The 13,721-nt window shown below is 69.7% G+C and carries 8 protein-coding genes and 1 pseudogene; all 9 read left to right on the top strand.

Features of this window, described 5'->3' with window-relative positions:
* Position 1 precedes the first annotated feature (1 nt).
* Positions 2–5,011, top strand: coding sequence for a non-ribosomal peptide synthetase (locus tag H0X90_RS29195; protein WP_077190864.1), 5,010 nt, complete (start codon positions 2–4; stop codon positions 5,009–5,011).
* On the top strand, positions 5,001–6,038 hold the full coding sequence (locus H0X90_RS29190; RefSeq protein WP_060211500.1) for a GNAT family N-acetyltransferase: 1,038 nt from the start codon (positions 5,001–5,003) through the stop codon (positions 6,036–6,038). Before H0X90_RS29195 ends, H0X90_RS29190 begins: the two co-directional genes overlap by 11 nt.
* Positions 6,039–6,070: 32 nt before the next feature.
* A complete protein-coding gene (locus H0X90_RS29185) occupies positions 6,071–7,447 on the top strand; it encodes a lysine N(6)-hydroxylase/L-ornithine N(5)-oxygenase family protein (protein ID WP_006496455.1) in 1,377 nt (458 codons plus the stop codon).
* Positions 7,448–7,469: 22 nt separating this feature from the next.
* On the top strand, positions 7,470–9,737 hold the full coding sequence (locus H0X90_RS29180) for a TonB-dependent siderophore receptor (RefSeq protein WP_006496454.1): 2,268 nt from the start codon (positions 7,470–7,472) through the stop codon (positions 9,735–9,737).
* 86 nt (positions 9,738–9,823) lie between these two features.
* Positions 9,824–10,663 carry a N(5)-hydroxyornithine transformylase PvdF gene (locus H0X90_RS29175; RefSeq protein ID WP_034201792.1) on the top strand — a complete coding sequence of 280 codons (840 nt, stop codon included), beginning with the start codon at positions 9,824–9,826 and terminating at the stop codon, positions 10,661–10,663.
* Positions 10,663–11,679 (top strand): GNAT family N-acetyltransferase, encoded by a 1,017-nt coding sequence (locus tag H0X90_RS29170; RefSeq protein WP_006496452.1) that lies wholly within the window; start codon positions 10,663–10,665, stop codon positions 11,677–11,679. Before H0X90_RS29175 ends, H0X90_RS29170 begins: the two co-directional genes overlap by 1 nt.
* A gap of 157 nt (positions 11,680–11,836) precedes the next feature.
* Positions 11,837–13,000 (top strand): M20 aminoacylase family protein, encoded by a 1,164-nt coding sequence (locus H0X90_RS29165; RefSeq protein ID WP_077190866.1) that lies wholly within the window; start codon positions 11,837–11,839, stop codon positions 12,998–13,000.
* A gap of 114 nt (positions 13,001–13,114) precedes the next feature.
* The gene (locus tag H0X90_RS29160) at positions 13,115–13,360 is read left to right on the top strand and encodes a type II toxin-antitoxin system ParD family antitoxin (RefSeq protein ID WP_021033199.1); all 246 of its coding nucleotides are present in this window, start codon (positions 13,115–13,117) and stop codon (positions 13,358–13,360) included.
* Positions 13,350–13,538 (top strand): annotated as a pseudogene (locus H0X90_RS35850) (type II toxin-antitoxin system RelE/ParE family toxin); the annotation flags it as partial. The gene H0X90_RS29160 and the pseudogene H0X90_RS35850, both read left to right, overlap by 11 nt.
* Positions 13,539–13,721 lie beyond the last annotated feature (183 nt).

Genomic DNA, 13,721 nt, shown 5'->3' with positions numbered 1-13,721 from the left:
GATGACGAAGGTGCAACCCGACTGGCTCGCGCTCGCGACGCGTTTCGCGCAACTGCCCGACGCGCAGCGCGCGGTCTTCATCGACAAACTCGGCGCGGCCGGCATCGACTTTCGCGTGCTGCCGATCCCGCCGCGCACGCCGCGTACCGACCGCGTGCCGGCGTCGTTCGCGCAGACGCGGCTGTGGCTGCACGCGCGGCTGATCGATGCGCCGGACGCGTATCACATCACCGAGCGCCTGGCGCTGACGGGCCCGCTCGACGTACATGCGCTGCGCCTCGCGTGCGACGCACTGATCGCGCGCCATGAAGCGCTGCGTACGACTTTCGACGAAGCGCAGGACGGCGTCGCGCAGACGATCCACGCACCGCTGCGCTGCCCGTGGCGCGAAACCGATCTCGAAGCGTTGCCGGACGCGCAACGCGTAGCGCGCGCGGAAGCCGTCGCGACGGCCGACGAGGCCGAACCGTTCGATCTCTGCACGGCGCCGCTCGTGCGCGCGCATCTGGTGCGCTTCGACGCGACGCATCACTGGCTCGCGCTGACCGTCCATCACATCGTGTCGGACGGCTGGTCGTCGGGCGTGATGCTGTCCGAACTCGCCGCGTTCTATCGTGCGTATGCGTCGGGCGAACCGGTGCCGCTCGCGCCGTTGCCGATCCAGTATGCCGACTACGCGCTGTGGCAGCGCCGCTGGCTCGATGCCGGCGAGCGCGACCGTCAGCTCGCGTTCTGGCGCGAACGGCTCAATCCGCAGCGCGGTGTGCTGACGCTGCCCGGCGCGAGCGCCCGGCCGGCCCGGCGCAGTGCGCGCGGCGCGCGTCATGTGTTTTCGCTCGACGCGCGCCTCGGCGCGCAGCTGCGCGCGTTCGCGGCCGCATCCGGCGCGACGTCGTTCGCGGTGCTGCTCGCCGCGCTCGATGCGCTGCTGGCGCGCGCGACCGGCGACGCGCGGATCTGCGTCGGCGTGCCGGCCGCGAACCGCGAGCGCGCGGAAGTCGCCGGCCTGATCGGCTTCTTCGTCAATACGCTGGCGATCGACGTCGACGTGCCCGCGCACGGCGATTTCTCGTCGCTGGTCGAACGCACGCAGCGCGCGCTCGTCGACGCGCAGATGCATCAGGACGTGCCGTTCGAACAGGTGGTCGACGCGCTCGGCGTGCCGCGCAGCGCGAGCCACCATCCGCTGTTCCAGGTGATGGCCGCGTATGGCGAACGCCGCGCGCTGCCGGCGCTCGGCGCGGCGTCGGCCGCGTTGCTGCCGTCCGGCACGCCGTCCGCGAAGTTCGACCTGACGCTGTCCGTCGAAGCGACGCCGGACGGCACCTTCGACGCCGCCTTCATCTACGCGCTCGACCTGTTCGATGCGGACGCGATCGCACGGCTGGCCGCGCGCTTCGTCACGCTGCTGACCGATGCGCTCGCGCGTCCCGACCTGCCGATCGGCGATCTCGACTGGCTGCCGGCCGACGAACGTGCGCAGCTGTTCGCATGGAACGCGCCGGCCGGCGCGACCGATGCCGAGCCGTTCGTGCCGGTGCATGCACGCATCGCCGCGCATGCGCACGCACGGCCCGACGCACGCGGCGTCGCCGACGTCGATCGCGCGTTGACGCGCGGCGAAGTCGATGCCCGCGCGGCGCGCCTCGCGCGCCATCTGGTGGCGGCCGGCGTGCGGCCCGAGATGCGCGTCGGCGTCGCGCTGCAGCGTTCGGTCGACCTGCTCGTCGCGCTGATCGCGGTGCTGAAGTCGGGCGCCGCGTTCGTGCCGCTCGATCCGGCGCATCCGCGCGAACGGCTCGCGCAGATCGTCGGCGACGCGAACATCGCGCACGTGCTGACCGACGGCGCGAGCGCCGCATCGTTGCCCGAATTGCCGGAACTGCGCGTGTGGCGCGCGGACGCAATCGATACACTCGACGAAGCCGCGCACGTCGCGCTGCCGGACGTGCTGCCCGGCCATGCGGCGTATGCGATCTACACGTCGGGTTCGACCGGCAAGCCGAAGGGTGTGATCGTCGACCACGCGTCGTTCGCCCTGCATTGCGCGGCGATCGCCGAGCGCTACGGCGCGGGCGAGAACGACGTGTTCCTGCTGTTTCAGTCGGTCAATTTCGACGGCGCGCACGAAGGCTGGTTTTCGCAATACATGTCGGGCGCCGCGGTGTCGGTGACGGCCGACGTGCTGTGGCCGCCCGCGCAGACCTGCGCGATGATGATGCGCGACGGCGTGACGATAACCTACGTGCCGCCCGGCTGCGCGGCACAGCTCGCCGAATGGGCGCTCGCGCACGGCGCACCGCCGACGCTGCGTTCGCTGACCGTCGGCGGCGAGGCGACGTCGCGCGAGGCGTTCGCGATGCTGCGCCGCGCGCTGCCGAATGTGCGCGTGGTCAACGGTTACGGCCCGACCGAAACGGTCATCACGCCGACGCTGTGGATGTTCCGGCCCGGCGACGATCTCGCGAAACTCGGCGATGCCGCGTATCTGCCGATCGGCACGCTGGTCGGCGCGCGCACCGCGCACGTGCTCGACGCGCGGCTGCATCCGCTGCCGGTCGGCGTGATCGGCGAACTGTACCTGGGCGGCGAGGGCATCGGCGTCGCGCGCGGCTATCTCGATCGCCCGGCGCTGACGGCCGAGCGTTTCGTGCCCGATCCATACGGCGCGCCGGGCGCGCGGCTGTACCGTACCGGCGACCTCGTGCGGCGCCGCGCGGACGGCGTGTTCGATTTCATCGGCCGCGTCGATCACCAGGTGAAGCTGCGCGGCCTGCGCATCGAACTCGGCGAAATCGAAGCGCAGCTCGCCGCGCACGACGCGGTGCGCGAAGCCTGCGCGGTCGTGCACGGACAGGGCGCGCTCGCGCAGCTCGTCGCGTATGTCGAATTGACCGCGGAGGCGCAGGCGGCCGCGCAGCCGGTCGAAGCCGCGACGCTCGACGCGCACCTGCGCCGCACGCTGCCCGATTACATGGTGCCCGCGCAACTGATCGTGCTCGATGCGCTGCCGCGCAACGCGAACAGCAAGGTCGACCGTGCGCGGCTGCCGGCGCCGGTGCGTGTCGAACGCGCGTACGAGGCGCCGCACGACGGCGACGAAGCCGCGCTCGCGGCGATCTGGTGCGACGTGCTGAACCTGGAACGCGTCGGCCGCGGCGATCACTTCTTCGATCTCGGCGGCCATTCGCTCGCGGCCGTGCGTGTCGCGACGCGCGTGGCCGAACGGCTCGGCCGCGACGTGCCGGTGCGTGCGCTGTTCGAGGCGCCCGTGCTCGCGCAATACGCGCGGCAGGTGGCCGATGCGCCGCGCGCCGCGCATACCGGCGCCACGGCGCCAGGCGTCGCCGTGGTCAAACCGGACGCCCACGGCGTGTGGCCGCTGTCGCCCGCGCAGCTCGGCCTGTGGTTCCTGTGGCGCGCGCAGCCGGACAGCGCCGCGTACAACATTCCGGTTGCGTTGCGCGTGCGCGGGCCGCTCGATGTCGATGCGCTGCGCGCCGCGTTCGCGGAGGTGGCAGCCGGGCATCCGGCGCTGCGGGCACGGCTCGTCGTCCGCGACGGCGCGCTGCCGGGCCAACGGATCGACGCAGACGTTGCCGTCGCGCTGCCGGTGATCGACCTGTCGACGCAAGCCGATGCACTGGCCCGCGCGGCCGCGCTGACCGATGAGGATGCGCTCGCGCCGTTCGACCTCGCGACCGACGCACCGCTGTGGCGCGCCCGCGTGCTGCGGCTCGCGGCGGACGATCACGTGCTGTCGGTGACGATCCACCACATCGTGTCGGATGGCGAATCGATCGAGCTGTGGCTCGACGCGGTGCGCGCCCGCTATGTCGCCCGCGTGCAAGGCAGCGCCGTGCCGGCCGACGAAGCCGATCAGCCGGCCGTCCGACCGGCCGTCCAACTGGCCGTCCCGCTCGTGCTCCCCGCGCCGTGCCATCCGGCGCGTGTCGCGTACTGGCGCGATGCGCTCGCCGATCTGCCGTCGCGCGTGCTGCCACAGCGCGCCGACGCGCCGGCGGTGCCGCAATGGCGCGCGGCCCGCATCGCGTTCGAATTCGATGCGCAGCTGATTCGCGCGGCACGCGACGCCGCGTCGGCCTCGCACGCGACGCTGCCGATGCTGCTGCACGCGGCGCTCAACACCGCGCTGTTCCGCGCGACGGGCGTGGCCGACCAGCCGGTCGGCGTGCTCGCGTCGACGCGCGAGCTCACCGGCGACGCGGCCCGCGCGGCGCTCGGCCTGTTCATCAACTCGGTCGTCGTGCGCACGCGGATCGACCCGGCCGCGCGCCGCGCGGACGTGCTCGCGCAGGTGCGCGACACGGCGCTCGCCGCGTATGCGCATGCCGACGTGCCGTTCGCCGACGTCGTGGCCGCGCTGCGTGCGCCGCGCGCCGCGCAGGCCAATCCGCTGTTCCAGGTGATGTTCAACTACCTGCGCCCGACCGGTGCCGCCGCACGCGACTGGGCCGGCCTGTCGTTGGCCGAATTCGACGACGTGCGCCATCGCGTCGTGTTCACGCTGGAGCTGGACGTCGTCGAGCATCCGGACGGCCGCGTGAGCGCCGCGTTCTCGTATGCGGACGAACTGCTCGCGCGCGACTTCGTCGAGGCGCTCGTCGAGCTGTACCACGACGAAGTCGCGCGTTTCGCCGGCGCGTCGGAAGCGGCGCTCGGCGCGCCTGATGCCCGTGCAGCCGAGCAGGCTGCGTTCGGCGCCCACGTCAACGCGGTAACGCGGCCCGACGCCATGCCGTCGCATGCAGCCGCCGTGCTCGCCGCGCTGTGGTCGGACACGTTCGCGACGGCCGCTCCCGAGCCCGATGCGGATCTGTTCGAAGCCGGCGCGACGTCGTTCGACGTCGTGCGCTTCGTCGACGCGGCCGGCCGCGCCGGTCATGCGCTGGCGGTCGCCGACGTGTTCGCGGCGCCGACGCTCGCGGCACTCGGCGCGCGGCTCGACGCCCAGGCGGAAACGGGACAGGAGGCGCGCCATGCTGGCTGAAGTCCGTCCGGACGGATTCACGATGCTCGATACCTACCGCCTCGCGTTCGCGGACGGCCTGTTCGCCGTGCGCGACGGCGCGGAAATCCGCGTCGCGCACGGCGACGGCATCGGCGCGCAGTTGCTGCGCGCGCAGCTCGGCGACGACGGCGCGCTGCGCCTCGTCGCCTACAACCATCGCGCGGCGCCGGCCGACCAGCGGCGGGCGCTGCTGGCCGCACTGGCCGCGGCGTTTTCGGACAGCGCGTGCCACGCGGCGATCCGGCTCGACCCGGCCGCCTGGCCGGCGGTCGCGCTCGACGCGCTGCGTGCGAGCGGCGTGCTCGCCGACGGCGGCCGCTGCCTGCGCGATGGCTGGGCGCAGCAGGCCGACCTGTGGCGCGTCGGTCTGCATTTGCCGTGCGCGACGCTGCCGACGATCACCGACGGCCGGCGTCATCCGCGCCGGCCGCCCGCGCCGCGCGGCGAGGTCTACGCGCGCGACCTGCCGGCGCTCGGCGTGCGCTTCACGCTGCGCGGCTGGCAGCCGGCGGAGGACGCCGAGCGGCTCGCCCGCTGGTTCGACGAGCCGCGCGTGCGCGACGGCTGGCCGGGCGCACCGCCCGCGCAACGCGGCGCGGAAGACCGGCAGCCGCAGGAAGCCGATCCGCATGTGACGCCGCTGATCGGCTGTTTCGACGGCGAGCCGTTCGCGTATTTCGAGGCGTTCTGGCTGAAGGAGGACGCGCTCGGGCCGCACGTCGCGGCGCGCGACTACGACCGCGGGCTGCGGATGCTGGTCGGCGAGTCGCGCTGGCGCGGCCCGCACCGCGTGGCCGGCTGGCTGCCGTGCGTCGTGCATTACCTGTTTCTCGACGACCTGCGTACCGAAGCGGTCGGCTGTGCCGTGCCGGCCGGCCACACGCGGGTTGCCGACCATCTCGCGCGGCATGGCTTCGCGCGGCAGCGCCGTCTCGCGCTGGCCGACGCGCAGCCGCTGTGGATGCGCACGCTGCGCGAGACGTTCTTCTCCGGCCGTCACGTCTGACGGGCCGGATTCACCGACAAGGGAGCTGAGACATGCAGAGAGAAACCGTATTCGACCTGATCGGCGTCGGCTTCGGGCCGTCGAATCTGGCGCTGGCCGTGCGCCTCGCGGAGCGCGGCGGCGCGCACACGCTCGCCCATTGCTTCGTCGAGCGTCAGCCGGCATTCGGCTGGCATCGCGGGATGCTGCTCGACGACTGCCGGATGCAGATCTCGTTTCTGAAGGATCTCGTCACGATGCGCGATCCGAAAAGCCGCTACACGTTCATCAACTACCTGTTCGAACGCGGCCGGCTGAACGAATTCGTCAACCTGAAGAACTTCTATCCGACCCGCGTCGAATTCCACGACTACCTGAGCTGGGTAGCCGACGCGTTCGACGATCGCGTCCACTACAGCGAAACGGTGCTGGGAATCGAGCCGGTGCGCGGCGACGGCGCGAGGATCGACGCGCTGCGCGTGCTGTCGCGCGACGCGGCCGGCCACGAGCGCCAGCGCGTCACGCGCGCGCTGTCGGTCGGCGTCGGCGGCACGCCGGCGATTCCCGATGCGTTCGCCGCGCTCGGCCGCGACCGCGTGATCCATTCGTCGTCGTACCTGACCGACATCGACCGGCTCGTCGCGTCGCCCGACGGCGAGCGCCGCCGCGTCGCGGTGATCGGCGCGGGGCAGAGCGCGGCCGAGGTGTTCATCGACCTCGCGCGCCGTTTCCCGCACGTCGACGCGAACCTCGTGATGCGCGCCGGCGCCCTGAAACCGGCCGACGACAGCCCGTTCGTCAACGAAATCTTCAGCCCCGAATTCACCGACGTCGTCTACGCGCAGCCGCAGGACGCGCGTCGCGCGCTGCTCGAGCGCTATCGCGACACGAACTACGCGGTGGTCGACCGGCCGCTGATCGAACAGATCTACGAAATGCTGTACCTGCAGCGCATCGACGGCACGCCGCGTCACGCGCTGCTCGCGAACAGCGCGATCGAGGCCGCGGTGCGCACCGCCGACGGCCGCATCGAGCTGACGCTGCGCGACCGGATGAGCGGCGCCACGCGCATCGAGCGCTTCGATGCGCTCGTGCTCGCGACCGGCTACCGCCGCGACACGCATTCGGCGCTGCTCGAAGGGCTCGCGCCGCACCTGGGCGATGCGCTCACGCGCGGCGACGTGACGCGCGACTACCTGCTCGCGACGCCCGAGCACTTCGCGCCGCGCATCTACCTGCAAGGCTGCTGCGAAGACAGCCACGGCCTGTCCGACACGCTGCTGTCGGTCCTGGCGCGCCGTGCGGACGAAATCTGCGCGTCGCTCGAAAACGGGATCGCGCCCGCGCACGATGAAGGCGCGGCCCGGGCCACGCACGAAAAACGACTGAATAACGGGGTGAGCGCAGGCCGGATGGCTTTCGCTCTTTGACAAAGGCGCGGTCGGAGACCGCATGAAAAAACTGGAGCAGAAGAAGATGGAGTGGGCAACAGGCACGCGTTTGCGTGCGATCGCAGCCGCGGCAAGCGTGGCGTTCGGTACGGCGGCGGCAGGGCACGCATACGCCCAGACGGCGCCGGCCGTGAACGCGGGCGCCGCGGCGTCGGCCAGCAGTGCGCAAAACGGCGCGACGACGAATCCGTCGACCGGCGCGCAAAACGGCACGCTGCCGGCGATCACCGTCAACGCGGCCTCGGCAGGAGACGGCACGGTCGGGCTCGTCGCGAAGCGCAGCACGACCGGCACCAAGACCGACACGCCGCTCAACGAGATCCCGCAGACGATCAACGTCGTCACCGCGCAGCAGATCGAGATGACCGGCGCCACCGACGTGAACGCGGCGCTGCGCTACGTGCCGGGCTTCTCGTCGTACGGTTCGGACAACCGCTCCGACTGGTACGCGGCGCTGCGCGGCTTCACGCCGACCGCCTACGTGAACGGGCTGCAGGTGCCGAACACGATCAACCTCGCGAGCTGGCGCGTCGATCCGTACATGATCGACAGCATCAGCGTGCTGCGCGGGCCGACCTCGGTGCTGTACGGCGCGGGCGATCCGGGCGCGATCATCGACGTGCACACCAAGCTCGCCGACGGCGAGCGCGTGCGCGAAGCGGGTGTGCAGATCGGCAACTACGCGCGCAAGCAGTTCATGATCGACGTCGGCGACAAGCTCGACCCGGACGGCAAGTATGCGTACCGGTTCGTCGGCGTCGCACGCGACGGCAACGCGCTGACCGGCCCGAACAACGACCAGCGCGTCGCGCTCGCGCCGTCGTTCCGCTGGCGCCCGGACGCCGATACGTCGCTGACGCTGTCCGCGACCTACCTGCAGGACTGGGGCGACATCTCGTCGAACTTCCTGCCCGCGCAGGGCACGGTGCTGCCGAACCCGAACGGCCAGATCAACAAGGATATCTACGAAGGCGACGGCAACTTCAACTACTACCGCAAGAAGCAGTGGTCGATCGGTTACCAGTTCGAGCGCAACCTGACGCCGGCCTGGACGTTCCGTCAGAACACGCGCCTGATGCACCTGTCGCTCGACAATGCGTCGGTGTTCGCCAACGGCTTCGCCGGCGACAGCCTGACCGACGTATCGCGCTGGGCCGGCCTGTTCCAGATGAACTACAGCCGCTTCGACATCGACAACAACCTCGAGGGCCGCTTCGCGACGGGCCCGCTGCAACATACGCTGCTGCTCGGCTTCCAGTACAACCGCCAAACCGCGACCGACAGCGAATGGCTCGCCGCCGCGCCGACGCTGAATCTTTACAACCCGGTGTATACGCCCGTCACGATGGGCGTGTTCTCGGATCCGGACGCCACGAGCCGCACCAACACGTACACGACGATGAACACGTTCGGGCTGTACGCGCAGGACCAGATCAAGTGGAACCGCTGGACGCTGACGCTCGGCGGCCGCGAGGACTGGGTCAACATGCGGCAGGACGACCGCGCGGCGGGTACGTCGACGAAGGCGGACGTCACGGCGTTCACCGGCCGCGTCGGCCTCACGTACCAGGGCGATTACGGGCTGTCGCCGTACATCAGCTACGCGACGTCGTTCAATCCGCTGATCGGCGTGAACCTGCTCGGCGGCGGGCTGCCGCAACCGACGCGCGGCAAGCAGATCGAAGCCGGCCTGCGCTGGCAGCCGCCCGGCAAGAACCTGATGCTGAACGCGGCGATCTACCAGATCAACCAGACCAACGGGATCACGCCGGCGCTGCCGAGCCAGGATCCGGGCGGCACGAAGTCGGTGCAGTCGGGCGAGGTGCGCTCGCGCGGGATCGAGCTGAGCGCGACCGGCAAGGTCACGCCGAACCTGTCGGTGGTCGCGTCCTATGTCTACCAGGACGTGAAGGTCATCCAGGCCAACGACGTCTCGCTGAACAACTGGCCGGTCGACATTCCGCGGCCGCGCCAGATGGCGTCGCTGTGGACCGACTGGACCTGGCACACGGGGCCGCTCGCCGGCTTCGGCCTCGGCGGCGGCATTCGCTACCAGAGCGCGTCGGCCGGTGCGGCCGACAACTCGCTGACGGTATCGAGCGTCACGCTGTTCGACGCGGGCGTGCATTACGACACGCGTAACTGGCGCTTCGCGGTGAACGGGACGAACCTGTTCAATCGCCACTACATCAGCGGTTGCCAGTCGATGAACGTCTGCATTTTCGGGACCGACCGCACCGTGATCGCGACCGCGAAATACAACTGGTGACGTCGCGCGCCGCGGCGCGCCGGCCGGCCTCGCGGCCGGTGCAGGTGGGCCGCGGCGCCGTCGTCCGCTTTTTCCACGACGCATCCATGCCGAAGAAAAATCTCGTCTACATCCAGTCGCTGCGCAACGGCGCGGCCGATCGCGCCGGCCAGCCGGTCGCTTATCGCGGCGGCACGCGCTACATGAAGGCGCCGCTCGAATTCCTCGTCGAGCGCCTGAACGATTCGCCGCTCGGCGAACGCTACACGCTCCAGGGCGTGATCGTCGACGACGACGAAGGTTCGCCCGCCGACCGCGCGAAAGTGGCCGACTACGGGTTCGCACGCACGCCGGGCCGCCCGTGGATCCTGCCGGAAGGCCTGACGGTGCAGGGCCGGCCGGTCGACGCGCTGTTCTGTTCGATCCCGTCGACGTACCGGCGGCTGCCGCGCGACGCACGTGAGCGCGTGGCCGGCAAACAGGCGTTCGAGCGCCGCCTGCTCGAGCGCCTGCTCGAACTCGACGCCGACATCGTCGTGCTCGACGGGCTGCTCGTGATCCTCGACGAACTCGTGCGGCCGGGCGCGCGTTTTCACCGGCGCATCGCGAACATCCACCCGGGCATCACGGCCGACGGTTCGCCGTACCAGCGGCGCGGCGCATGGGCGACGCTCGACGCGCTGCACGGTGCGCGCGGCGAACGGGTCGACTGGGCCACCGGCGCGACGTCGTCGATCGAACCCGTGACGATGACGGGTGCGTCGTTCCACTACGTCGACAACGGTATCGATTCCGGCGAGGTGATCTGCGACGTGCTCGACACGCCGATCGCGCCGGACGACACGATTCTCGAACTGCGCTGGAACAACTTCCAGCGCAGCCTGTTTCCGGCGCTCGAGCGCGGGCTGCACGTCCTCGCCGATCGCCATGACGCGGGAGCATGCTGATGCAAGACACGCTGACGAAACCGGCCGGCGCAGCCGACGCCGTCGAAGGTGAAGTGGCCGCGGCGCTCGACAGCGCCGCGCGCGGGCAGGCGGCGGTCGTCGTCGAGCATGCGCTCGACGCGTGGCGGCCCGACGACGCGCCGGACGCGCTGCTCGCGACGTTCGTCGCGCTGTTCAACACCGACACGCGGCACGACGCGGCGACGATCTCGGTGCCGCTCGGCGGCGCCGATGCGACGGCCGTCGCATCGTACGTCGCGCGGGCGGTGCGCGAAGGCGTGATCGACGGCGCGCAGGTCGCGGGCGACACGCTGCGGCTCACCGTGTCGCGCACGACGTTCTGGCAGAACCCGCGGCCGTGGCTGAAGGCGCCCGCGTCGGGCGGAATGCCGCTGCGCTACGCGATCACGAACGGCCATCGGCATCCGGTGCGGCCGCCGTCGCCGGCCGGCGAGATCTATGCGCGCAGCATGCCGCAGGTCGGGATGACGTTCAGTCTGCGCACCGTCGACATCGACGCCCACGCGGACCTGTTCAGCGGCTGGATGAACCTCGACCGCGTCGCGCATTTCTGGGACCAGCGCGGCACGCGCGACGAGCACGCGGCGTATCTGGCCGAACGGCTGGCCGATCCGCACATGCACCCGATGATCGGCTATTTCGACGACACGCCGTTCGGCTATTTCGAGTTCTACTGGGCGAAGGAGGACCGCCTCGCGCCGTTCTACGACGCGCACGACTACGATCGCGGGCTGCACCTGCTGATCGGCGATTCGCGTTTCCAGAGCGCCGGCAAGCTGCACGCATGGTGGAGCGGGGTGTTGCACTACATGTTCGTCGACGAACCGCGTACGCAGCGGCTCGTCGGCGAGCCGCGCGTCGATCACGTGCGGCATATCGCGTACATGCACCGGCTCGGGTTCTACACGCTGAAGGAATTCGATTTCCCGCACAAGCGCGCGGCGCTCACGGTGATCGAGCGCGATACGTTCTTCGACACCTTCCGGTTGCCGTGACGGGGCGGGGCGCGCGGCGTCGATGTGACGGCGTGCGCGGCCTTGCAACAGGTAGCAACCATAAGTTGCCACCACGACGACTTTCCATCTGCCCGGTTGCCGTCGAATCGACTATCGTTGCCTGCATGTTCCCCATCGCACATCAGGAGACGACACCGTGACGCACAGCGTGATCCCCGCAGGCCTCGCCGACGAAATGATCGAGATCCGGCATCGCATCCACGCCCATCCCGAGCTGGGTTTCGAGGAATTCGCGACGAGCGATCTCGTCGCGGGGCAGTTGCAGTCGTGGGGCTACACCGTGCATCGCGGGCTCGGCGGCACCGGCGTCGTCGCCCAGTTGAAAGTCGGTGACGGCAAGCGGCGCCTCGGCCTGCGCGCCGACATGGACGCGCTGCCGATCCACGAGACGACGGGCCTGCCGTACCAGAGCACGATCGCGGGCAAGATGCACGCATGCGGCCACGACGGCCATACGGCGATGCTGCTCGCGGCCGCGAAGCACCTCGCGCGCGAACGCCGCTTCTCGGGCACGCTGAACCTGATTTTCCAGCCGGCCGAGGAAGGGCTCGGCGGCGCCAAGAAGATGCTCGACGAAGGGCTGTTCGAGCAATTTCCGTGTGACGCGATCTTCGCGATGCACAACATGCCGGGCTTCCCGACCGGCAAATTCGGCTTCCTGCCGGGCTCGTTCATGGCGTCGTCGGATACCGTCGTCATCGACGTGCAGGGCCGCGGCGGTCACGGCGCGGTGCCGCATCGGGCGATCGATCCGGTCGTCGTGTGCGCGCAGATCGTGCTGGCGCTGCAGACGATCGTGTCGCGCAACGTGTCGCCGCTCGACATGGCGATCATCACGGTCGGCGCGATCCACGCGGGCGAAGCGCCGAACGTGATCCCCGATCGCGCGCAGATGCGCCTGTCGGTGCGCGCGCTGAAGCCCGACGTGCGCGACCTGCTCGAAACGCGCATCAAGGAGGTCGTGCATGCGCAGGCGGCCGTGTTCGGCGCGAGCGCGACGATCGACTACCAGCGCCGCTACCCGGTGCTCGTGAACGATGCGGAGATGACGGCGTTCGCGCGCGGCGTTGCCCGCGAATGGGTCGGCGAAGCCAACCTGATCGACGGCATGGTGCCGCTCACCGGCAGCGAGGATTTCGCGTTTCTGCTCGAGAAGCGGCCGGGGTGCTACTTGATCATCGGCAACGGCGACGGGGAGGGCGGCTGCATGGTGCACAACCCCGGCTATGACTTCAACGACGCGGCGTTGCCGACCGGTGCGTCGTACTGGGTGAAGCTGGCCGAGGCGTTTCTGGTGTGACTGAGGATGCGAGACATGCGGCACCGGGCCGACTATCGGCCCCGCTTTGGAGGAGCGGAACGAGAAATGTACCAAAAATTGGTATATGATGGCCGCATCTAAAGGAGGTGACTCATGTCGCGAAACACATCCGTTTCCCTTGGCGATCACTTTGCAGAATTTGTCGATGCGCAGGTGCGATCGGGACGATATGGTTCCGCAAGTGACGTCGTGCGAGCCGGGTTGCGGCTCCTCGAATCACACGAAACGCAAATGCGTGCATTGCAGGAAGCATTGAAGGCGGGTGAAGGGTCGGGGACGCCCAAGCCCTTCGACAGCGAGGCCTTCCTGGCCCGCATGCGGGCCACGCATGGCGGTTAAAGGCAGACAACTTCGGCTGACCCCGTTGGCTGAATGCGATCTTGAAGACATTTGGCGCTATACCGCCGAGCATTGGTCGCCTGAGCAGGCAGAGCACTATTACCGCGATCTGATTGGCACCATGGAAGCGCTGGCGCGCGGCAAAAAAGCGGGGCGGATTTGCGTTGTTCGCGACGGATATTTTCGCTACCCCGCTGGTTCTCACGTTGTGTTCTATCGCGAAACGGATGAAACGAACCTGTCCGCATTTTTGTGGGTGAGGCGGTTGAACAACGCGTTATCCGCGCGCCTTCATAAATCGCTCTCCGAACAGGATAGCAAACTGGTTCATCGCTGATTTCCAGTCGAACGCAGTCCGCAC

The organism is Burkholderia sp. 9775_39, assembly GCF_015712225.1.
GTDB classification, from domain to species: domain Bacteria; phylum Pseudomonadota; class Gammaproteobacteria; order Burkholderiales; family Burkholderiaceae; genus Burkholderia; species Burkholderia cenocepacia.
The sequence above is the reverse complement of the archived record's forward strand: the minus strand, read 5'-3'. Positions and strand labels throughout refer to the sequence as shown.